Annotated in this window: 1 protein-coding gene (only partly in view); it reads left to right on the top strand. The window is 70.3% G+C overall.

Translation table 11 applies throughout. The features are described 5' to 3' along the window. The first annotated feature begins 22 nt into the window (after window positions 1–22). Window positions 23–25,978, top strand: partial view of a non-ribosomal peptide synthase/polyketide synthase gene (locus QAD21_RS18285; protein WP_280359938.1) — the 5' portion only. Its footprint extends 14,238 nt past the window's final position; the window shows 25,956 of its 40,194 coding nt (coding positions 1–25,956); it begins with the start codon at window positions 23–25; its stop codon lies off the right edge, out of view.

Genomic DNA, 25,978 nt, shown 5'->3' with positions numbered 1-25,978 from the left:
CGACCAAAGGAATGACTCAGACGTGACCGATGTCGATTCAACGGCCTCCAACATCTCTCTCACCTGGGGCTCGCGGCCTTCGACATTGCACCTGATCGCCTTCTCGGCCGGCGTCGCACCCTCCGAGACCGCCTACGAGGCGGCGTCCGGTCCGGTCACCTTCGGTGAGCTGTACGCACGGGTCTCGGCTACGGCCCAGATCTTCGTCGCGCAGGGGCTCGACACCGAGGCGGCCGTCGGCGCCGGGGTCACCCAGACCGAGGCCGCCGCCGGCCGCGCACCCGAGGAGATCGCCGACGCCACCCGGCGCGCGATCGGGCTGATCCGAGAGCGGGCACTGGAGCTGATCGGCAGCACCGACCTCGGCTCACTGCCCGGTCTCGTCCGTTCCGCGGTGGCCCGCCACGCCGACCGGCCCGCGGTCAGCGACGCGACCGGCACCGTACTGTCCTATCGCGAGCTCGACGAGCGGTCCGAGGTGCTGGCCGGCGCGCTCCGCGCCATCGGCGCAGGTCCGGGTTGCCTCGTAGGTGTCGCGCTCGCGCGCCGTGCCGAGCTGATCGTGGCCCTGCTCGCCGTCCTCAAGACCGGGGCGGCGTACCTGCCTCTCGACCGCTCCCAGCCGGTTGCGCGCGCGCAGTCGATCATCGACGACGCCGCGCCGCTGCTGGTACTCGCCGACGCAGACCTGGCCGCGGCGTGGGGCGTCATCGACGTGCGGTTCGCGGCGCCCGAGGAGTTGGCAGCCGGGACTCCTCAGGGAGCGGTGAGCGCACAGCCCGAACCCCTCGACGAGCGGCTGCCGGCCTACCTGATCTACACCTCGGGTTCGACGGGCCGGCCGAAGGGCGTCGTCGTCTCGCATCACGAGGTCGTCGCGCTGATGAAGGCCGCGGCGCAGGAGTTCTCGTTCGGTCCGGACGACGTGTGGACGCTGTTCCACTCCTACGCGTTCGACTTCTCGGTCTGGGAGATCTGGGGACCGCTGGTCACCGGCGGGCGCGTCGTCGTGGTCGACCAGGACACCACGCGCGATCCGGACGCCTTCGTCGAGCTGCTCGAGACCGAGCGGGTCACGGTGCTGAGCCAGACGCCGTCGGCCTTCTACCAGCTCATCACCGCCCAGCGGCAGAAGCAGGCCGCACTTGCGTTGCGCTACATCGTGTTCGGTGGCGAGGCGCTGAGTTTCGAGCAGGTCCGGCGCTGGTTCGACGACAACCCGGCCGATCCGGCGCAACTGGTCAACATGTACGGCATCACCGAGACCACGGTGCATGTCAGCTACCGCGCCCTGGACCGCGACGCGGTGTCGGCGGGGGACGCGTCGTTCATCGGACGGCCGCTGTCGTCGCTGGACATCCACATCCTCGATTCGCGGCTGCGGCCGGTGCCCGAGGGCGTCATCGGCGAGATGTACGTCACCGGAACGCAACTCGCGCAGGGTTATCTCCGCCGGGCCGGCCTCAGTGCCACGCGTTTCGTCGCGAACCCGTTCGCGCCCGACGGTTCCGGTGACCGGATGTACCGGACCGGCGATCTGGCGCGTCGCGTCGGTGGGGACATCGAGTACCTCGGGCGTTCGGACGCCCAGGTCCAGCTCCGCGGATTCCGTATCGAGTACGGCGAGATCGAGGCCGCACTCGTCGGTGTCGACGGGATCGCGGCGGGTGCGGCGAACGTCGTGGATCTGCCCGACCGGGGTGAGATCCTCGCCGCCTACGTGGTTCCCGAGCAGGGCGCCGAGGTCGACGAACAGGTCGTGCGCCGCCGAGTCGCGGCCACGGTTCCGGAGTACATGGTCCCCGACGTCGTCATGACGGTCGAGCGGCTGCCACTGACCCAGAACGGCAAACTCGATCGCGGCGCACTGCCGCGGCCGGTGCTGGCCTCGACGACCGAGTTCGTCGCGCCCGAGAACGACACCGAGGCAGCCCTGCGGGACATCTTCGCGGAGGTGCTCGGACTCGAGGACATCAGCGTCCTGGAGTCGGTCTTCGACGTCGGCGGCAACTCGCTGCTGGCCGCCCGCATCGTCGGCCGCGCCGCGGAGACGCTCGGCGTCGACCTCACCGTCCGTGATCTGTTCGACGCCCCGACGGTTCGCGACCTCGCGCTGGCCGCGGCGTCGAAGCGGCCGGGGCTGCCGCCGATCGAGCCCGTCGCCGACCGTCCGGACCGCATCCCGCTGTCGCTCGCACAGCAGCGCATGTGGTTCATCAACCGGTTCGACCCGGCCTCGCCCGCCTACAACATCCCGATGGTCCTGCGGCTGTCGGGCGACGTGGACGCCGACGCGCTGCGTGCGGCGTTGCTCGACGTCATGACGCGCCACGAGGTCCTGCGAACCACCTATCCCGAAGCCGACGGCGACGCCTATCAGCTCGTCCACGAGCCGTCGGCGGCGGCTGCGATGCTCGACTGGCGCGAGGTGCCGGAAGCGGCACTGCCGCAGGTGATGCTCGGCGGATTCGACCTGGTCGCGGAACTGCCGGTGCGCGTCGGCTTCTCCCGGATCTCGGACACCGAGGCGGTCCTCGGGATGGTGGTGCACCACATCTCGTGTGACGGCGAATCACTGGCGCCGCTGGTGACCGACCTGATCACCGCGTACACCGCACGGGTCGCCGGGCGTGCGCCCGCGTTCGAACCGCTGCCGGTCCAGATGGCCGACGTCGCGCTGTGGCAGCGTCGGGGGTTCGGCGCCGCCACCGACGACTCCTCGCTCATCGGGGCGCAGCTCCAGTACTGGGCGCGGCAACTCGACGGCGCGCCCGACGTGCTCGAGCTGCCCACCGACCGCCCACGTCCGGCCGTGGCCTCACAGCGCGGTGCACGCGTCGAATTCAGTGTGCCGCAGGAGGTCTCGGAGCGTGTTGCGCGTCTGGCCCGCGATCGCGGGCTGACCCCGTTCATGGTCGCGCATGCGGCGCTCGCGGTGTTGCTGTCGCGCCTGTCCGCGACCGAGGACATCACCGTCGGAACGCCGATCGCCGGTCGTGGCCAGTCGATCCTCGACCCGATGGTCGGGATGTTCGTCAACACGTTGGTCCTCCGGACCGGAGTCGACTCCTCGGCCGGCTTCGGCCAGCTGCTCGACGACGTCCGCCGCACCGATCTCGAGGCCTTCGCGAACGCGGACATCCCCTTCGAGGCGGTCGTCGAACGGGTGAACCCGCTGCGCACCGAGGCCTACGCGCCCCTCGCGCAGGTGTGGCTCGCCTTCGACCAGTCGGCCATCGCCGACCTGGCCTCGCAGACGTTGACGATCGGCGGGGGGACGATCGGCGAGGCCGGCGGCCTGGCCGTGACCCCGGCCGAACCGGACGAACTCTCCGCGCGCGTCGACCTGACCGTCGGCATCGCCGACAACGGCGACAACTGGCAGGGCTCGGTGCTCTATGCGACCGACCTGTACGACGCCGAATCGGTGCGCCTCTTCGCCGATCGGTTCGTCCGCCTTCTCGACGCCCTGACCGCGGACCCGGGTGCGCCTGTCGGCGACGCCGAGCTGATGACCTCGGCCGAGCACGAGGCGATCGAACGATGGGTCGGTGCGGCTGACACCGACGCCGGTCCCGGCCAGGTCGTCACGGTCGCGGATGCGCTGGCGGACTCGTTCGCCCGCAACGCTTCCCGCCCCGCCGTTCGCGCGGGCGGGCGCACCTACGACCATGCCGAGTACGGTGCGCTGGTCCACGCGTTCGCACGACGACTGCTCGAGCAGGGTGTCGGGCCGGATGTGGCGGTCGCGGTTGCCGTTCCGCGGTCGGTCGAGATGCTCGTCGCGATCCACGGGATCGTGCTCGCCGGCGGAACCTACGTGCCGATCGACCCGGAGGCGCCGGCCGAGGTCGTCCGCCGGCAGCTGGCGCTGTCCGGTGCGTCGACGGTGGTCGTCGCCGGCGCACGTCCGAGCTGGGCCGAGGCCGCGTCCACCGTTCCGGAGACCTTCGTCACCGTCGATCTCGACGCGCTCGCGACCGCTGCGTCGGCTCCCCTCACCCCCGCGGATCGTCCGGTGGCGCTGCGCGCCGGGCACCCGGTCTACACGCTGTTCACCTCGGGCTCGACCGGACAGCCCAAGGGTGTGACGGTCACCCACCGGGGCCTGCACGACATGCTGTCCTGGTTCGGGGCCTACACCGGTGACCCGGCGGACGAACGGGTGCTGGTGAAGACCCCCTACACCTTCGACGCCTCGGTCTGGGAGCTGTTCTGGCCGTTCGTCGCGGGCGCCACCGCCGTGGTCGCAGCGCCCGACGGCCACCGTGATCCGGCGCATCTCGCCCGCGTCATCGCCGACGAGCGGGTCACCTCCGTGCAGTTCGTGCCATCGCTGCTCGCGGTGTTCCTCGACGAGAGCTTCGATCCCGCCACCGGTCTGTCCTCGGTGCGTCAGATCTTCACCGGCGGTGAGTCACTCACCCCCGCGGTGACGCAGCAGACGCTTGCGGCCGCCCCGCACGCGGTGGTCGTCAACCAGTACGGGCCGACCGAGATGACGGTGGACGCGACGATCCGGCCCCTGGTCGAACCGGTCGAGGTCGTCACCATCGGCCGCCCGGCACCGGGCGTGACGGCCCGGGTCCTCGACAACCGCCTCCGCCCGGTGCCGCCCGGCGTTCCCGGCGAGCTGTACCTGGGTGGCGCGCAGATGGCCCGCGGGTATGCCGGCGCGCCGGCGCTGACCGCCCAGGCGTTCGTCGCCGACCCGGCCGGCCCAGCGGGCTCGCGGTTGTACCGGACCGGCGACCTCGCACGCTGGCGCTCCGACGGTGAACTCGAGTATCTCGGTCGCGCCGACTTCCAGGTCAAGATCCACGGGCAGCGCATCGAACTCGGCGAGACCGAGGCAGTCCTGTCCGCCGCGCCGGGCGTGGTCGCCGCTGCTGCCGCGGTGACCACCACCTCCGCGGGCGATGCGCTCGTCGCCTACCTGACCGGCCATCCGGGCGACACCGTGGACGTCGACACGGTCCGCGCCTTCGCCGCGGAACGGTTGCTCACCCACCTGCGCCCGACACTGTGGGTCGTCCTCGACGAGATGCCCCGTAACGCCTCCGGCAAGGTCGACCGGCGCGCGCTGCCGGCGCCCACCGTGTCCGAGTCCGAGATCGTCGAGCCGACGACACCGGCCGAGCAGGCCCTGGCCGCTGTCGTCGCCGAGGTCCTCGGGGTCGAGCGGGTGTCGGTCGTCGACTCCTTCTTCGATCTCGGCGGCAACTCCCTGGCCGCGATGCGGGTTGCGGCTCGCGCCGGTGCGGCGCTCGGCGTCGAGGTCAGCGTCCGCGACCTCTTCGACGCACCGAGCGTGCGTGAGCTCGCACAGCGTGTCGGCGACCGCGTACCCGGCCTCCCGCCGGTGACCGCGGTGCGCCCGCGCCCGGATGAGATCCCGCTGTCCTATGCGCAGCAACGCATCTGGTTCATCAACCAGTTCGACACCAGCTCGGCGGCCTACAACATCCCGATCGCCCTGCGCCTGCGCGGCAAGCTCGACCTCGCCGCGCTGCGTGCCGCGATGGTCGACGTCGTCGAGCGTCAAGAAGTGCTCCGCACGGTGTTCCCGTCGATCGACGGCGCACCGCAACAGGTCATCGGGGACGCCACCGGTGTGGGCGCCGAACTCGACTGGGATGTCGTCGACGAAGAATCCGACCTGTTCGCCGCCGCCGGCGCGGGTTTCGATGTCGCGGTGCAGCGACCGATCCGCATCCGCGTGCATCGCGTCGACGACCTCGAACACATCGTCCTCATCGTGATCCACCACATCGCCGGCGACGGCGAATCGATGCGGCCGCTCGTCACCGACGTGGTGACCGCGTATGTCGCGCGCTCCCAGGGCCGTTCGCCCGACTTCGCGGAGCTGGAGGTGCAGTTCGCCGACGTCGCGCTCTGGCAACGTCGTGAGCTCGGTTCGATCGACGACCCGGATTCGCGGGTCTCGGCGCAGGTCGACTACTGGCGCACCGCGCTGGCCGGGCTTCCCGAGGTGCTCGAACTCCCCGCCGACCGTCCGCGTCCGAAGGTCGCGTCGATGGCCGGCGCCGAAGTCGGTTTCGAGATCGACTCGGCGACAGCAGATCTCGTCCGAAATCTCGCCACCGAGCGTGGTGTCACCGAGTTCATGGTCATCCATGCGGCACTGGCGGTGCTGCTGTCGCGACTCTCGGCCACCGACGACATCGCCATCGGCACCCCGATCGCCGGACGCGGCGACGCCGCGCTGGATCCGCTGGTCGGCATGTTCGTGAACACGCTCGTGCTGCGGACCGTGGTCGACCCGGCGCAGCGGTTCACCGACCTTCTCGACGCCGTGCGGGTCACCGATCTCGACGCCTTCGCCCACGCCGATGCCCCCTTCGAGGCGGTCGTGGACGCACTCGCGCCGTCACGTTCGGAGGCCTTCGCGCCGCTGACGCAGATCCTGCTGACCGTCGACCCCACTCCCGCGGATCCGTCCACTCTCGTCGCCGACATCGACGAGCTCGCGGTGGAAGTGGTGGATACCGAGGAGAACTCGGCCAAGGTGGACCTGACGGTCGGACTCCGCGGGGGTCGCGCCGGGTCCTGGATCGGCCGCGTCAACTACGCCACGGACCTGTTCGACGAGGCGACGGTCGCGCGGATGATGGATCGATTCGCGCGGTTGCTGCACGAGCTGGTCACCGACGCGACCGTGCCGGTGGGTGACGCCGACCTGTTCGACACCGACGAGCGCGAGCTGCTGACCCCCGTGGGCCGTCAGCCCGCGACGCCGGCCGTGCCGCTGGCCGAGCTGTTCGCCGCCGCGGTCCGGCGCGGCGGAGCGGACCGGACCGCGGTCGTCGACCCCGAGCGGTCATTGACGTACGGCGAGCTCGATGCCGCGTCGAACCGGCTGGCTCGTCACCTGCTGGATCGGGGCATCGGCCGCGGCACCCTGGTCGCGCTGCTCATCCCGCGGTCGGCGGAACTGATGGTCGCGATCTGGGCGGTGGCCAAGACCGGGGCCGGGTACGTACCGATCGACCCGGATTACCCGGCGGATCGCGTGTCGCACATGATCACCGATTCCGGTGCGCGGCTCGGGCTCACGCTCGGCGACGTGGCCGGGCCCGGGATTCCCGGCAGCGAGTGGCTGGAACTGGACGCGCCGGAGCTCATCGAAGCCGTTGCGGCGGCCAGTGATTCGCCTGTGACCGACGCCGACCGGCCGAGCGCGGTCGGGGCCGACGACACGGCCTACGTGATCTACACGTCCGGATCGACCGGTACGCCCAAGGGCGTCGAGGTCACCGCGGGCGGCCTGCGCAACTTCGGCGTCGAGGCCGCGGAGAAATCCGGAATCACCCCGGACTCACGCGTCCTGGGTTTCGCCTCACCCAGTTTCGACGCCTTCGTACTCGAGTATCTGCTCGCCTTCACCGTGGGTGCCTCCGTCGTGTACCGGCACCGCGACGCGGTGGCCGGTGCACCGCTCGCGGACTTCATGCGCGAGCACCGCGTGACCCATACATTCCTCACCCCGACAGTGCTCGCCTCCCTCGATCCGGCCGACCTCCCGGATCTGCACACCGTCTACGCGGGCGGTGAGGCGGTCCCGGACACCTTGCGTGACCGCTGGGCACCACTGGTGCGCTTCCAGAACCTCTACGGACCCACCGAGACCACGATCGGTGTCGCGATCGGCCCGCCCATGCGGGTCGAGGAACCGGTCCTCGTCGGACCGCCGATCGGCGGCGTCGACCTGCTGGTGCTCGACTCCCGGCTCCGCCCAGTTCCGGTCGGGGTGGCGGGCGAACTGTACGTGAGCGGCCCGGCCCTGGCGCGCGGCTACCTCGCGCGCCGCGGTCTGACCGCGGAGCGCTTCGTCGCCAACCCCTTCGGCGCGCCGGGCGACCGGATCTATCGCACCGGGGACATCGTCCGCTGGGCCCGTGACCGCGACGGGTCGCTCTCGGTGGACTATGTCGGTCGTAGCGACGACCAGATCAAGCTTCGCGGTCTGCGTATCGAACTCGGCGAGATCGAGAGTGCGCTCGGCGATCACCCCGCGGTGGCCTCCGCGGTCGTCGTCGGCGTCGACTCCGACGGCGGGCTCGCCGCGAGTGGACAGTCGGTCGTCGCGGCGCTCGCCGCCTACGTGGTGTTGCGCGACGCAGTCGACATCGCCACGCTGCGTGAGCATCTCGCCGACCGGTTGCCGTTGTTCATGGTGCCGGCCGGGATCGTCGTGCTCGACGCACTGCCGCTGACCCCGGTGGGCAAGCTCGATCGTCGGGCACTCCCCGCGCCGACCATCGAGGTCGACTCCGATCACGTCGACGCCGAGACGCCGGTCGAGCAGCAGCTCGCCACGATCATCGCCGGACTCCTGGGTCTCGAACGCGTCAGCGTCAGCGACTCCTTCTTCGCCCTCGGCGGCGATTCCATCATGTCCATTCAGGTCGCTTCGGCCGCGCGGGCCGCCGGGATCGATGTGTCGCCTCGAGACATCTTCGAGCACAAGACCGTTCGGGCGATTGCCCGCGCCGTCGGCGCCCGTGGCGAGCGGGTGCCCGCCCTCGAGGAACCGGCCGGCGGCGGGATCGGCCCGATGGCCGTGCCGCCGGTGGTCTCGTGGATCCTCGATCAGACCGACGTGGTCACCGACTTCGCCGATTTCTCCCAGTCCATGGTGCTGACCGCGCCGGCCGGACTCACCGTCGAGATCGCGCAGGAACTCCTCGGGCAGGTCGTGTCCGTGCATCCGATGCTCAGCGCGGCGGTCGAACCCGGGCAGGCCGATGGCGAATGGCTCATGCGCACCGGCGTCGCGCCACTGCATCCCGGCGCCGTCACCGCCCTCGCGTCTCCCGCGCTCGTCGGCGACCCCGGCTTCTCGGACACCGTCGTCGCGGCCTTCGAGGACGCCTCGCGGCGTCTCGACCCGACCACCGGGCAGCTCGTCGCGGCCGTTCTGGTCACCGACCCCGACGCCGCCGCACGGCTCGTCGTCGTCATCCACCACCTGGGCGTCGACGCCGTCTCGTGGCGGGTCATCATCGAGGACCTGCTGACCGCGTGGGCGCAACATCAAGGCGGTCAGGCGTATTCGTTGCGACCGGAGGTCACCTCGGCGCGCGCCTTCACCGCCGCGCTCGACGCCCAGCGGGCCGGGCGATCCGACGAGCTGCGCTACTGGCTCGAACGGTCGCCGGAACGGGTCACCGACCTCGGGGCGGAGGTCGACCGCACGCGTGACCGCATGTCGACCACCGAGACCGTGGTGCACACGGTCGGCTCGTCGGTGACCGAGGCGCTGCTGACGTCGGTGCCGACCGCCTTCCGCGGCAACGTCAACGACGCTCTCGTGGCTGCTCTGGCGCGCGCTGTCCGGTCGTGGCAGCAGGCCCGGGGCATCGCCGACGACCGGCCGGTGACCATCCTGCTCGAGGGGCACGGCCGATACGAGGAAGCCCTGCTACGCGGAACCGATCCGCGGACCGTTGATCTGTCCCGGACCGTCGGGTGGTTCACGACCATCGCGCCGATGGCCGTCGACGTCCGCGGTGACGCCGTCCACACGGTCAAGCTCGCCAAGGAGGAGCGGGTCGGCCAGCCCGACAACGGGATCGGTTACGGACTCCTCCGCTACGGCGACACCGAGCTGTCTCGGCGCCCGTTGCCGAGCATCGGCTTCAACTACCTCGGCAACGTCACGGGGACCGGGGCCGGCGGCGAGAACGCCTCGGACGTCGGCGAGACGGGCATGCCGTTCCTGCCCGACCCCGCCGCACCGCGCCTGCCCGGCACGGTCACGGGCGCCATGGTCGTGCCGAACCTGCTGAGCATCAACGCGGGAACCGCGATCGGCGACAGCGGTCGCGAGTTCGTCGCGGGATTCACGTTCCCGCGCGGCGCGATCGACACCGAGGCGGTCGACGACCTCGCGCGGCGCTGGGACGCCGAGCTCGCGACCATCGTCGACGAGGTCGCCCGCGTCGGCGATCCGGGACTCTCCCCGTCGGATGTCCTCGGTGCGCGCGTCACCCAGGACGATCTCGATCACCTGGCCCGGCGGTATCCGGGCGCCGACGTGTGGCCGCTGTCGCCGCTGCAGCGCGGCCTGCAGTTCCAGGCCGAACTCGCCGCGGCGGGCCGCGAAGCCGGGGCGGTCGACGTCTATACCGCGCAGGCGGTTCTCACGCTCAAGGGCGAGGTCGACGCCACCCGTCTCGCCGAGGCCGTGCGCGAGGTCTTCGCCCGCCATCGGGTACTGCGCTCCAGTTTCGTCCGGGTACCCAGCGGCGAGGTCGTCGCGGTGGTTCCGGAGACTGTCGAGATCCCCTGGCGGACAGTGGATGCCGATAACGGCGACGATGCGATCGACGTGGTCGCGCAGGTCGAACGCGCGACGCCGTTCGACCTCGAGTCCGGCCCGCTCATGCGGTTCGTCCTCGTCCGCAGTGGCACGCGCTCGACGTTGGTCGTCACCAGCCACCACATCCTGATCGACGGCTGGTCGAGCCCGCTGATCATGGCCGACCTGTTCGCGCTGTACGCCACCGGTCAGACCTACACCGGCACCGTCGCCGCCGAATCCGGGGCTCGGGGAGACTACTTCGACTACCTGCGGTACATCGCCGCCTCCGATACCGAAGCGGGACTGGCGGCCTGGCGGTCGGTGCTGTCCGCCGTCGACGAGCCGACCCTCGTCGGCTCCGGCCGCGAGGCGACGTCCGATCAGCTTCCGCGCGATCACAGCGTGCTGCTCCCGGCCGAGATCACCTCCGCCGTCGACGACCTCACGCGCGCACGGGGAGTCACCGTCTCGACGGTGATGCAGTTCGCCTGGGCGGTGCTGCTCTCGCGCATCACCGGCCAGCGCACGGTCGTCTTCGGCGAGACCGTCTCCGGACGTCCGGCCGATCTGGACGGCGTCGAGACGATGGTCGGCCTCTTCATCAACACCTTGCCCGCGGTCGTGGACGTCGACCCGGGCGCCCGCGCCGCCGACGTCCTGGACGCGCTGCAGGCCTCGAAGGTCGCAGTGCTCGACCACCAGCACCTCGGACTGCCCGAGCTGACCGCACTCGTCGGTCGCGGACAGCTGTTCGACACCCTCGCGGTGCACGAGTCCTATCCGGTCGACGCCCAGTCGCTGAAGCGAGGGGCCGACGCCGGCGGCATCGGGATCGAGGATCTCGACGCCACCGACTCGACCCACTACCCGCTGAATCTGGTGACCGGCGTGGTCGGCGACCAGATCGAGCTGAAACTGAAGTATCTGCCCGCCGCCTTCGACGAGCGACAGGTGGAGGTGTACTCGGATGCGTTGATCCGCATCCTCACGACCCTCGTCGCCGACCCGGCCACCGAGGTCGGGGCCATCTCCCTGCTCGACGACGCCGAGTACCGCAGCGAGCTCACGCCGCCGGTCACCCGGACCCGCAACACCGACGTCTCGCTCGCCGAGTTGTTCGCGCGGGCAGCGCGCACCCACGCCGATCGTCCGGCCGTCACCGACACCACGTCCACACTCGACTACCGCGAGATCGACGAACGTTCCGCCGCGGTCGCCGCGGCCCTGAGTGCGCGAGGAGTCTCCACCGGCGATCTCGTCGCCGTGGCGACCTCCCGCGGCGTCGATCTCGTCTCCTCGATCCTGGGTGTGTTGCGTTCCGGCGCCGGCTATCTGCCGCTGGACACCACCAATCCGGTCGACCGCCTGCGTTTCATCGTCTCCGATGCCGCGCCGAGCGCGGTGATCATCGACGACACGACCGCGGACTTCGAACTGTGGTCCCAATTGGGCACCACGCCGGTGGTGCCGGTCGCGCAGCTGATCGCTGAAGGTGCCGCTGCGACTTCGGAACCGGTTGCGGTTCATCCCGATTCGCGTGCCTACGTGATCTACACGTCGGGTTCCACGGGTCGGCCCAAGGGTGTCGAGGTCACCCACCGCGACGTGGTGACCCTGATGGACACCGCCGCAGATGATTTCGACATCGACGAGACGGACGTGTGGACGATGTTCCACTCGTACGCGTTCGACTTCTCGGTCTGGGAGCTGTGGGGACCGCTGCTGACCGGTGGCCGCTTGGTCCTGGTCGACCGGGATCTCGCGCGGGCGCCGGAGGAGTTCCTCGACCTGCTCGCCCGCGAACGGGTCACCGTGCTGAGCCAGACGCCGTCGGCGTTCTACCAGCTCGCCGAGACCCGACGCCGCCACGACACCCCGCTGTCATTGCGCTACATCGTGTTCGGCGGCGAGGCGCTCAGCTTCGAGCAGGTGCGGCGCTGGTTCGACGACCATCCGGACGAGACCACGACGCTGGTCAACATGTACGGCATCACCGAGACGACCGTGCACGTCAGTTTCCGGCCGCTCGACCCGCACTCGGTGGCGGCCGATGACGCGAGCTTCATCGGGCGTCCGTTGTCGTCGCTGGCCATCCACGTGCTCGACGACCGGCTGCGGCCGGTCCCCGAGGGTGTCGTGGGCGAGATGTACGTCACCGGTGGGCAACTGGCGCAGGGTTACCTGAAGCGCGCCGGGCTGTCGTCGACGCGTTTCGTCGCTTCGCCCTACGGCGAGCCCGGAACCCGCATGTATCGCACCGGCGACCTCGCCCGTCGCGTGGGTGACGACATCGAGTACCTCGGGCGCGGTGACGCGCAGGTCCAGTTGCGTGGCTACCGGATCGAGTTCGGCGAGATCGAGGCGGCGCTGCTGGCGGTGCCGGGTGTGAGCGCGGCCGCGGCCCGTGTCGTCGACATCCCCGGTCGCGGTGAGCAACTCATCGGTTACCTGGTCCGCGACGAGCAGGACGCGGTCGACGCGACCGAGGTCCGGCGCATCGCCGGCCGCGCGGTGCCGTCGTACATGGTCCCCGACCAGATCATCGACGTCGAGACGCTGCCGCTCACCGCGAACGGCAAACTCGACCGCGACGCCCTTCCGGTACCCGACTCGGCCACCGTGGTCGAGGAGATCGTCGCGCCCACCGGCCCGCAGGAGACCGCGGTCGCGCAGGTCTTCGCCGAGGTGCTCGGAGTCGACGAGATCGGGGTCACGACAAGCTTCTTCGACCTCGGCGGCAACTCGCTGTCCGCGACCCGCCTCGCCTCGCGCGTCGCCGACGCACTCGGTACCGAGGTGTCGGTGCGAGACGTGTTCGAGGCGCCGTCCGTCCGCGACCTCGTCGAGGCAGTCGCCGGACGCGGCGCGAATCTGCCACCCGTGGTGGCGGTGTCGCCGCGCCCGGACCGGATCCCGCTGTCGTTCGCGCAGCGCCGAATCTGGTTCATCAACCGGTTCCAGCCCGACTCGGTCGCCTACAACATCCCGGCGGTACTGCGCCTGACGGGTCCGCTCGACACCCACGCGCTGCGCGCCGCCATCGTCGACGCGGTGGAGCGGCACGAGGTGCTCCGCACGACCTTCCCCGACGACGCCGGCGAGCCGTATCAGCTGATCCACCCCACCGGCGAGGTCGATACGCGACTCGACTGGGCGCTGGTGGACTCCGCCGACGAGCTCGAACTCGCCGCGGGAACCGGATTCGACGTCACCGCCCAGTGGCCCCTGCGGGCCCGACTCTGGCGCATCGACGACACCGAGGCGATCCTCGCGATCATCCTCCACCACATCGGCGCAGACGGTGAGTCGCTGGCGCCGCTGGTCTCCGACGTCGTTGCGGCTTACCAGGCGCGCAGCCGGGGGTCCGAGCCGGAGTTCGGCCCGCTGGCGGTGCAGTTCGCCGACTACGCGATCTGGCAGCACGACGTCCTCGGCGACCCCGATGACCCGGACTCGATCATCGGTCGCCAGCTCGGGTACTGGACGGCCCAGCTCGCCGGACTGCCGGAGGTCCTCGAACTCCCGGCGGATCGTCCACGTCCGGCGGTGGCGTCCAACCACGGTGCACACCACAGCCTGCAGATCCCCGCGGACGTCGCCGCGGCCGTCGACGCCTTGCGCGCCGAGCGGGGGATGACCTCCTTCATGGTGGTCCACGCCGCCCTCGCGGTCGTCCTCGCCCGGCTGTCGGCCACCGAGGACATCGCGGTCGCCACCCCGATCGCGGGACGTGGTCAGCGTGCCCTCGACCCGCTCGTCGGCATGTTCGTCAACACCTTGGTCCTTCGCTCCGAGGTACGGCCGGGTATGAGTTTCGACGAGCTGCTTGCCGCGGTCCGGGTCACCGACCTGGACGCGTTCGCGCACGCCGACGTGCCGTTCGAGGCCCTGGTGGAGCGAATCAATCCGGTTCGCTCAGAGGCGTTCTCGCCGCTCGCCCAGGTGATGCTGTCGTTCGATCCGGCCATGTCGGCCGGTGCGGTCGTCGACGCGGTGACCGAACTGGGGATCGCGCCGGTCGAGCGGGACTCGGTCGCCGCCCAGATGGACATGACGGTCACCGTGACCGCGACAGCAGATGCCGCGTGGGACGTCTCGCTGATCTACGCGACCGATCTGTTCGACGAGCCGACGATCGCCGAATTCGGCGCGCGCTTCGTCGAGGTACTGCGCCGGCTCGTCACGTCTCCCGCCGCCCCGGTGGGTGACATCACCCTGCTCGACGATGCCGCGCATGCACAGATCGAGAGCGCCGAGTCGGGCGCCGAGACCGCCGTTCCCGCTGTCACCCTGCCCGACGCCCTCGTCGCCCGGGTCGCGGAGAACCCGGACGCGCTTGCGCTGTCGTTCGGCGGCCGGTCGGTGCGGTACGGGGAGTTCGGTGCTCGGGTGTGGACCCTCGCCCGAACCCTGCTCGCCTCCGGCGTGCAGCCCGGAGACGCAGTCGCCGTGTGCCTTCCGCGATCGATCGAGATGATGGTGGCCATTCACGCCGTCGTCGCCGCCGGCGGGCACTACGTACCCGTCGATCCGGCCGCGCCACGCGATCGCGCGGCTTACATGGTCGAGACCGCGGGTGTGCGTCACGTCCTGGTCGCGACCGGTCCTGTGCCGGAATCAATTGCGGGACTGAGTGAATCGGTCTCGGTTGTCGTGGTCGACGCGACCGCCGAGGTCGATCTCGCCATCGCACCGGTCACCGACGATGAACGGCTCGCGCCCCTGCAGCCCGCCGATGCGGCGTACACGCTGTTCACGTCGGGGTCGACGGGGCGGCCCAAGGGTGTGACGGTGTCGCATGCGGCGATCGTGAACCGTCTGGAGTGGATGCGGGACTGGTATTCGATCAAGGACTCGGATGTCTTCGTGCAGAAGACGCCGGTGACGTTCGATGTGTCGGTGTGGGAGTTGTTCCTGCCGTTCGCGGTGGGGGCGACGCTGGTGGTGGCTGAGCCGGAGCGGCATGGTGATCCGCGGTATCTGGCGGAGTTGATCACGGCTGAGCGGGTGTCGGTCATCCATTTCGTGCCGTCGATGTTGTCGGTGTTCCTGGATGTCCTGGGCGATCGGGTGGGTGAGCTGTCGTCGTTGCGGTTGACGTTCACCTCGGGTGAGGCGTTGACCGCGTCGGTGGCGCAGGCGTTGGTGGCGGCGTTGCCGGGCAACGAGGTCCACAATCTGTACGGTCCGACCGAGGCGGCGGTGGACGTCACCGCTCATCAGGTGCGGGCGGGGGAGAGGTCGGTGCCGATCGGCGTCCCCGTGCCCAATACTGCTGTACGAGTTCTGGATTCGCGCCTGCACCGGGTGCCGGTCGGCGTACCCGGTGAGCTGTACCTGTCGGGTGTCCAGCTGGCGCGGGGATACGCGTCGCGCCCCGATCTCACTGCGGATCGCTTCGTCGCCGATCCGTACGCCGCGCCGGGCGGCCGGATGTACCGGACCGGTGACCTCGTCCGCTGGAATGCGCGTGGCCAGCTGGAATATCTGGGCCGCACGGACTTCCAGGTGAAGCTCCGCGGCCAGCGACTCGAGCTCGGCGAGGTCGAGACGGTTCTGGCGTCCGTACCGGGAGTGGTCCACGCCGCCGCGACGGTGGCCGAGTCGCCTCGCTCGGGACAGCATCTGGTGGCATACTTCGCTCCCGACACCGTGTCCACGGACGCGGTCAAGGCGGCCGTGGTCCGGGAACTGCCGGAGTACATGCGTCCCACGGTGTGGATGCCACTGCCCGACATCGCGCTCAACAGTTCGGGCAAGATCGACCGGAAATCCCTGCCGCAGCCGCACTTCGGCAGCAGCGAGACCGTCGCTCCCACCACCCCCGTCGAGGAGTCGGTGGCCGCTGTCTTCGCCGATGTCCTCGGTGTCGACCGGGTGGGCGTGACCGACAGCTTCTTCGACCTCGGCGGCAACTCGCTGTCGGCGATGCGCCTGGCCGCGCGCGTCGGCGACGTGCTCGGCACCGAGATCACGGTCCGGGACCTCTTCGATGCGCCGAACGTCCGTGATCTGATCGCGTCCGGGTCGCGGCACGCCCACGGACGCGCCCCGATCGTCGCGGTGTCGCCTCGCCCCGAACGCATCCCGCTGTCGTTCGCACAGCAGCGCATGTGGTTCATCAACCAGTTCGATCCGAGCCTGCCCACCTACAACATCCCGGCCGTCGTCCGGATGTCGGGCCGGCTCGATGTCGAGGCACTGCGCGCGGCGATCGCCGATGTGGTGGTACGGCACGAGGTGCTGCGGACGACGTTCCCGCAGGACGCCGAGGGTCCGCACCAGGTGATCGCCGATGCCGACCAGGTGCCCGCGCATCTCGATTTCGCGCACGTGCATACCCAGGGCGACTTCGAGGCCGAGGTGTCCCGCGGCTTCGACGTGGCCGCCCAGTGGCCGGTCCGCGCGTGCCTGTGGCAGATCGACGCCGACACCCACGTCCTGGGCCTCGTCACCCATCACATCGCCTCCGACGGCGAGTCGCTGCAGCCGCTGGTCGCCGACATGGTGACGGCCTACGTCGCGCGCAGCGCCGGGGAGACCCCGACGTTCGTCCCGCTCGAGGTGCAGTTCGCCGACTTCGCGATCTGGCAGCACGAGCAGCTCGGTTCAGCCGACGACCCCGAGTCCGTCCTCGGCCGGCAGCTCGCCCACTGGACCGGCCGCCTGGCCGGCCTTCCCGACGTGCTGGAGCTTCCGGCCGACCGCCCGCGCCCGGCGATCGCCACCGCCCGGGGCGGCCGCATCGGCTTCGAGATCCCGGCCGACGTCGCCGAGGCGGTGGCCGGCGCCGCTCGTGCGCACGGTGTCACCCCGTTCATGGTCGTGCACGCGGCCCTCGCGGTGCTCCTCGCGCGCCTCTCGGCCACCGACGACATCGCGATCGCCACACCGGTCGCGGGGCGCGGATCGCGGGTGCTCGATCCGCTCGTCGGCATGTTCGTCAACACCCTGGTACTGCGGTCGCGCGTGGTGCCCGGCATGACGGTCGACGAGTTGCTGGCCCAGGTCCGGGCCACCGATCTCGACGCCTTCACGAACGCCGACATCCCGTTCGAGACCCTCGTCGAACATCTGGATCCGATCCGCTCCGAGGCGTTCGCACCGCTCGCCCAGGTCATGCTGACCATGGACCAGTCGCTGCTGTCCGGGGCCGTACTGCCGGTCGACGGCGGCGGTTCCGCCGACACGCCCGAACTCGCCGGACTGTCCATCACGCCGGTCGACCCGCCACAGGTCTCGGCGCAACTCGACCTGGCCGTCGCCGTTGCGGCCGATGTCCCCGGCCGCGCGTGGTCGGGCACGGTCATCTACGCGCAGGACCTGTTCGACCCCGAGACGGTGACCGAACTCGCGACCCGGCTGGTGTCGGTGCTGAGCGATCTCGCCGGCGCCGGGCGCCGATCCCGTGCGGTGGGCGACCTGGCACTGGTCTCCGCCGACGACCGCGCGCGCGTCGCCGAGTGGTCCGTGGGGCAGTCGGCGACCTTCGGCCGGTCGGTGATCGCCGACGCGGTGGCCGACGGTGTCGCCGCACACGCGGCACAGATCGCGGTGCGGTTCGCCGACCGTGAGGTCACCTACCGTGAATTCGGTTCCCGCGTCGCCGATCTCGCGCGGCTACTGATCGGATCCGGAGTGGGGCCGGACGTCGCCGTCGGTGTCTGCATCGACCGGTCGGTGGAGATGGTCGTCGCCGTGCACGCCGTCCTCGCCGCCGGTGGCCAATACGTCCCCATCGATCCCGGAGCGCCCACCGACCGCGTCGAGTACATGGTCGACACCGCCCAGGCGCGGATCGTGCTGGTGGCCGGGGGAACCCGGCCGCCCGCGATCGACGGCCTCGGCGACCGCGTGCAGGTCGTCGAGGTGGACACCTCGACGCCGCCGACGGAAGCCGCGCCGGTCGCCGACGCCGAGCGTCTGGCGCCGTTACGCGGTGACCACGCCGCATACACGCTCTTCACCTCCGGTTCGACCGGCCGCCCCAAGGGCGTGACGGTGTCGCATACCGCCGTGATGAACCGCCTCTGGTGGGGACTCGGTGAGTTCGCCTGGGCCGTCGGCGACCGCGTCGTGCAGAAGACGCCGTACACGTTCGACGTCTCGGTGCCGGAGCTGTTCGGCCCGCTCCTGACCGGCGCGACGATGGTCGTCGCCCGTCCGGGCGGACACACCGATCCGGAGTACCTGGCCGACCTGATCGTCGAGACCCGGGCCACCTCGGTGCACTTCGTGCCCTCGATGATGTCGATCTTCATCGACCTCGTCCCGGATGCTCGGTTCGCCGAGTTCTCGTCGCTCCGTTGGGTGTTCGCGTCCGGCGAGGCGCTGCCCCCGGCCGTCGTCGCCCGGCTGCACGCCCTGCTGCCGCAGGTGCAGATCGTCAACCTCTTCGGTCCGACCGAGGCGGCGGTCGAGGTCGCCGTCGCGGACGTGACCTCGGCCCCCGCGCTGATCCCGATCGGCGTGCCGGTGGCGAACACGTCCACCTGGGTCCTCGACGCCCGGCTGCGGCCGGTGCCTGCCGGTGTCCCGGGTGAGCTCTACCTCGGTGGCGTACAGCTGGCGCGCGGTTACGCGGCGCGCCCCGACCTGTCCGCCGAGCGTTTCGTCGCCGACCCCTTCGGCGCGCCGGGCTCCCGGTTGTACCGCACCGGCGACCTGGTGCGGTGGCAGGCCGACGGCTCGCTGGAATACCTGGGCCGCACCGACTTCCAGGTGAAGTTGCGTGGCCAGCGCATCGAACTCGGCGAGATCGAGTCGGTGATCGCTGCCGTCGACGGCGTCGTGCACACCGCCGTGACGGTCGCCAAGGCCCCGACCGGCGCCGACCATCTGGTCGGTTACGTGGCACCTGAGGACGTCGACCTCGACTCGGTCAAGGCGGCCGTGGCGGCGGAGCTGCCGGAGTACATGCGACCGACGGTCTGGGTGACGGTTCCGTTCCTGGAGCTGAACACCGCGGGCAAGATCGACCGGAAGGCGTTGCCCGAACCCGACTTCGGCGTGCACACCGAGGACTATGTGGCGCCGGCGAGCTCGACCGAGGAAACGCTGGCCGCGATCGTCGCGCACCTGATCGGTGTCGAACGCGTCTCGGTCACCGAGTCGTTCTTCGCTCTGGGTGGCGACTCGATCATGTCGATTCAGCTGGCCTCGGCGGCGCGTGCCGCCGGTCTCGACCTGTCCCCGCGCGAGATCTTCGAACTCCGCACGATCCGGGCGATGGCCGCGACGGCCGACAACGGTGCCGCACGCCTGGAGATGCTCGAGGAGGGCGAACCGGCCGGCGTCGGCCAGGTCACGGTGTCGCCGGTCGTCCACTGGATGATCGAGCATTCCCAGGAGCCGGCCGACTTCGCCGACTTCGTCCAGGCTGCCGTGCTGCTGGCGCCGGAGGACCTCGACGTCGCGCAGATGAGCGAACTGCTCGCCGCGGTCGTCGCCGCGCATCCGATGCTCACCGCGACGCTGATCGAGACCGAAGACGGCTGGCAGTCGGTCGCGGGCAACGGCTTCGACGCGGCCGAGGCAGTCATCGGCGTCACGAGCACCGCGGCCATCGGCACCGCCGGGTTCGACGCCGATCTGCGCGCCGCGTTCCGGACCATCTCGGCCACGCTGGATCCGGCGACCGGCCGTCTCGCGCGTGCCGCGGTCGTCCGGGACCCCGGCGGCGCTGGACGCGTGCTCGTCGTGATCCACCACCTCGGCGTCGACGCCGTGTCGTGGCCGGTCCTGATCGAGGACCTGGTCACCGGCTGGGCCCAGCTGTCCACTGGTCGCGACATCGATCTGCGAGCGGAACAGACGAGTGCCCTGGCCTGGACCAATGCTCTTGCGGCGCGGACTGATTCGTGGTCGGGACAGGTCGGCCACTGGCTCGACCGGCTGCCTGCCCGGCCCACCTCGCTGGGCGTCGAGCTGGACCGGGACCGAGACCGTATGTCCACCGAACGCCTCGTCTCCGTCGAGATCGACGCCGACGTCACGGCGGCGGTGCTGACCTCGGTGCCCGAGGCATTCGGGGGCAACGTCAACGACGTTCTCCTGGGGGCGTTCGCACGCGCCGTCCGATCGTGGCAGACCCATCGCGAGGTCGCCGACACCGCACCGGTCACGGTCCTCACCGAGGGGCACGGGCGATACGAAGAGGTACTCGCCACCGGGCCGTCGCCGCGCCGCGCCGACCTGTCCCGGTCGGTGGGCTGGTTCACCACGCTGGTCCCGGTGTCCCTCGACCCGGGCGAGGACGTCGTGCACGCGGTCAAGGCGGCCAAGGAGGAACGACTGGCCCAGCCGGACAACGGCATCGGGTTCGGCTGGTTGCGGTACGGGCCCGGAGCCGACGCCGAACTCGCGTCACGACCGCTGCCGACCATCTCGTTCAACTACTTCGGCGCAGGCAGCGGGGCCGCTGTCGCCCAGACCGACGCCCTGCCGTTCACCAACGCGCCCGACGCGCCGGTCCTCGGCTCGTCCGCGTCCGGTGCGATGGTGTCGCTGGCCGCGCTCGGAGTCACCGTCACCACGTCGCACGACGCGGACGGTAGGCGAAAGCTGGTGGCGGGGGCCAACTTCCCGGGCGCACTCTTCACCGAGGACGAGATCGACGCGCTGTTCGGCCTCTGGGCGCACGAGCTCTCGGCCGTCGTCGACCTGGTCCGGGCGGGCGCGTCGATCGGACTGTCGCCGTCTGACGTGCCGGGCACCGGACTCACCCAGCACGAACTGGACGCACTGGCGGCGTCCCACCCGGGCGCGGACATCTGGCCGCTGTCGCCGTTGCAGCAGGGTCTCTACGTCGAATCTGCCCGAGCACTCGAATCCGACGACGTCGTGGACGTGTATGTCACCCAGGCTGTCGTCACCCTGCGCGGTGTGGATTCGGATCGCCTGCGAGAGTCGGCGGAGAAGCTGTTCGCCGCCCACCGTGTCCTGCGGTCGGCTTTCGCCACCACGGTCGACGGCCGCGTCGTCACCGTGGTGCCGTCGTCCGTCGACGTGCCCTGGCTCGGCGTGAGTCTCGGAATCGGAGAGGACGTCGACGCCCGTGTCGCCGAACTCGCGGGCGATGAGCGGCTGCGGGGCTTCGACCTCGCGCATGCACCGCTCGTCCGCTTCGTCGCGGTCGACCATCCCGGTGGGACCTCGTTGATAGTCACCAACCACCACATTCTGCTCGATGGCTGGTCGGGCCCGCTGGTGCTGGCCGACCTCCTCGCGCTGTACGCGGCGAACGAGACCTACACCCGCCAGGCCTACTCGGGCGGAAACGATTTCGCAGATCATCTGCGGCGCATCGCGACCGCGGACGGCGACGCGGCCCGCCGCGCGTGGGCTCGGGTGCTCGCTCCGGTCGATTCGCCCACCCTGGTCATGCCCGGGGGCGCCGTGGCGACCACGGATCAGCAGCCCGCCGAACACCACTTCCGGATCGATGCGGAGACCACAGCGGCGCTCGAGCAGATGTCTCGACTGCGCGGCGTCACCACGTCGACCGTGCTGCAGTTCGCCTGGGCGGTCCTGTTGTCCAAGCTGACCGGGGAGCGGGTCGTCACCTTCGGTGAGACGGTCTCCGGACGTCCGGCTGATCTCGACGGCGTCGACACGATGATCGGTCTGTTCATCAACACGTTGCCCGCCGTCGTCGAGGTCGACCCCGATGCGTCGATCGCCGACGTGCTGTCGACACTGCAGCAGGCCAAGGTGTCGGTGCTCGACCACCAGCACGTCGGACTGCCCGCGCTCGCGGCGTCCACGGGAGTCGCCGGCCCGTTGTTCGACACTCTCACCGTGCACGAGTCGTACCCGATCGACACCGACTCGATCTCGAGCGCCGACACCGGGGTGACCGGCGGACTCGACGTCGCCCGCATCGACACGGTGACGGGCACGCATTACCCGCTCAATTTCGTCACCGGCCCGGCAGGCGACGAGCTGCTCCTGAAGATCAAGTACCTCCCGAACGCCTTCGACGAGACGGCGGTCATGCGGTTCGCCGCGATCATCACCCGTGTTCTCGATGCCGTCGCGACGGACGACGCACGACTGCTGCGCGAGCTCGAGGTGCTCTCCGCATCCGACCGCGACGCGGTCGCGGATTTCTCCTCGGGCCCGCATGTCGAACTGCCCGACGAGACCATGGCCGGCGCGCTGCTGCAGGCCTACCGCCGACACGCGGACGCGCGAGTGCGCGACGACGCCACCGAACTGTCCTACGCGGACTTCGGTCTCCGCGTCACTGCGCTGGCTGCGGAGCTGCGGGACCGCGGTGTGGGACCCGACGTCGCCGTCGGGGTGTGCATGCCTCGGTCACTCGACGAGGTCGCCGCCATCCACGCCGTGATCGTCGCGGGCGGCGCGTTCGTGCCGATCGACATCGAGGCCCCCGCGGACCGGACGGCCTACGTGCTGGCCACCGCGGATGTGCGCCTCGTCCTGGTCGCACCGGGGGCCGAGGTCGCGGTCGCCGACGCGGACCTGCCCGGGGTGGCGCTGGTCGCCGTGGACCTGGCGTCGTCGCTGTCGACGGGCCGTTCCGAAGCACTCGTCGCCCCGTCGGACCTCCGCCCGGAGCACGCGGCCTACACGTTGTTCACCTCTGGATCGACCGGACGTCCCAAGGGCGTCACGATCGACCACCGAGCGCTGATCAACCGCATCCGCTGGGGCGTGGACGCCTTCGGCGTGACCGCCGACGACATCCTGCTGCACAAGATCCCCTACACCTTCGATCCGTCGGTCGGCGAGCTGTTCACTCCGTTCCTCGCCGGCGCAGACCTCGTCGTCGCCGCGCAGGAGGGGCACCGCGACATCGCCTATCTCGAACGGCTCATTCGGGAAAACCGGGCCACCGGTGTGCATTTCGTACCGTCGATGCTTGCGGTGCTGCTCGACGGCGCGGCGGATTCCGCGCTGTCGGAACTGCGTTTCATCCTCTCCGGCGGCGAAGCGCTGACGCCGGGTCTCGTACGCGACCTGCGTGCGCGCACCGGCGCGGATATCTGGAACGTGTACGGCCCCACCGAGGCTGCCGTCGACATCACCGGGGAGCGGGTCATCGACGCGACCGATGCCGTGGTCCCCATCGGCGGACCGGTGTGGAACTCGACGGTCCAGATCCTCGACGCCGCGTTGCGCCCGGTTCCGCCGGGCTTCATCGGCGAGATGTACCTCGGCGGTGTGCAGTTGGCCCGTGGGTACGCGGGCCGTCCCGACCTGACCGCCCAGTCTTTCGTCGCGAATCCCTTGGGCGGACCCGGATCCCGGATGTACCGGACCGGGGACCTGGCCAGATGGACAGACGACGGACGGGTGGAATACCTCGGCCGCGCCGACTTCCAGGTCAAGATCCGCGGCCAGCGAGTCGAACTCGGCGAGATCGAGTCGGTGGTCGCCGGAGCCGACGGCGTCCTGCACGCCGCGGTGACGCTCGTCTCCACGCCCGCAGGCGACCACCTCGTCGCATACGTGTCGCCACGGCGCGCCGGCGAACTCGACCTCGATGACGTCGCGCGTCACGCACAGGCTCTCCCGGACTTCATGCGTCCCGCGGTGTGGGTCGAGGTCGAGGAGATGCCGCTGACCACGTCGGGCAAGGTGGACCGGCGGTCGCTTCCGGAACCGCCTGCGATGGACCTCGACACCGACCGGGAAGCGGCACGCACGCCGCAGGAGAGCGCGCTTGCCGCGGTCTTCGCCGACCTACTCGGTATCGACGAGATCGGTGTCACCGCGGACTTCTTCGCCTCCGGTGGCAACTCGCTGTCGGCGATGCGCCTGGCCGCGCGCGCCGGTGCACTCCTCGGCACACAGGTATCGGTCCGCGACGTCTTCGACGCCCCCACGGTTCGGTCCCTCATCGCCGCCGTCGGCGATCACGGTGAGGCGTTGCCCCCGATCACGGTTGTCGACCCACGGCCGGAGCGGATTCCGCTGTCGTTCGCGCAGCAGCGGATCTGGTTCATCAACCGATTCGCACCGGGTGCGGCCACCCACAATCTGCCGGCCGTGTTGCGTCTTTCGGGCGACCTCGACACCGATGCGCTGCACGCGGCGCTCGTCGACGTCGTCCGGCGGCACGAGGTGCTGCGTACGACCTTCCCGGACGTGGAGGGTATGCCGTACCAACTCGTGCACCCGGAGTCCGCCGTGGACGACCGCCTCGACTGGCAGATCGTCGACTCCGAAGACGCTCTCGTGGCCGCGGCGACCGCGGGTTTCGACGTCACCGAGGACTGGCCGATCCGGGCGCGCCTGTGGCCGGTCGCACCCGGTGAGTACGTGCTCGCGGTGGTGATGCATCACATCGGTGCGGACGGAGAATCCATGGCACCGCTGGTGTCGGATCTGGTCACCGCCTACGGTGCACGGACAGGTGGGCGTGAGCCCGAGTTCGAACCGCTGGCGGTGCAGTTCAGTGATTTCGCCATCTGGCAGCGCAACGTTCTCGGTGACCCGGACGATCCGGAGTCGATCGTCGGCAGGCAGCTGGCGTACTGGACCGCGCAGTTGGCCGGTCTCCCGGACGTACTGGAGCTGCCGGCGGATCGGCCGCGTCCGGCGGTCGCGTCGGGCCGGGGTGCTCGGTACGACGTGGGGATTCCGGCTGAGATCGGTGCGCGTATCTCAGAGGTGGCACGCGGGGCCGATGTGACGCCGTTCATGGTGGTGCATGCGGCGCTCGCGGTGTTGCTGGCGCGGTTGTCGGCGACCGACGACATCGCGATCGGTACGCCGATCGCCGGTCGTGGGCAGGCAGTGCTCGACCCGCTCGTGGGCATGTTCGTCAACACGCTGGTGCTGCGTACGGCGGTCGACGGCGCGCAGCCGTTCGAACAACTGTTGGCACAGGTCCGCGAGGTCGACCTGAACGCTTTCGCCCACGCCGACATCCCGTTCGAAACCCTGGTCGATCGCTTGAACCCCGTCCGTTCCGAGGCGTTCTCGCCGTTGGCGCAGGTCATCTTCTCGTTCGACCCGGCTGCTTCGGCGGCGGATGCGATAGGCGACGCAGGTGGGTTGTCGGTCGCCGCGTACGACGACGTGGCGGTCGCCGCGCAAGTCGATCTGTGGGTGACGGTGTCCTCGCGACCCGATGGCGAGAACTGGCCGGTCTCGATAATCTACGCGACAGATCTGTTCGACGAGTCGACCGTGGTGGAGTTCGTCGATCGGTTCACTCGATTGTTGGGTGAGTTGACTGCTGTGCCCGAGGTCGCGGTGGGGGATGCGGCGTTCGTGGCGCCGTCGACGGTTGCGGCCATCGAGGCTGCGGAGTGGGGCGAGGATGTCGCGTTGCCCGCGGTGCAGACGGTCAGCGAGGCCGTGGCCGCGCAGGCGCAGCGCACCCCCGACGCAACCGCGCTCGTCTTCGGTGAGCGGGAGGTGTCCTATGGAGAGTTCTCGGCCCGGGTCAATAACCTGGCCCGTGAACTGATCGCCGCCGGCGTCGGCCCCGATGTCGCTGTGGCGCTGTGTGTTCCGCGGTCGATTGAGATGATGGTGGCCATCCATGCCGTCGTCGCCGCCGGTGGTCAGTACGTACCCGTCGACGTGGCCGCACCCGCGGACCGCGTCCGCTACATGTACGAGACCGCCGGTGCGCGAGTGCTGCTGGTCGCCGACGCGGACGGAGTACCCGGC

Origin of the sequence: Gordonia sp. SMJS1 (assembly GCF_029866425.1) — a bacterium.
In the GTDB taxonomy this organism is placed as follows: Bacteria; Actinomycetota; Actinomycetes; order Mycobacteriales; family Mycobacteriaceae; genus Gordonia; species Gordonia hongkongensis.
The sequence above is the reverse complement of the archived record's forward strand: the minus strand, read 5'-3'. Positions and strand labels throughout refer to the sequence as shown.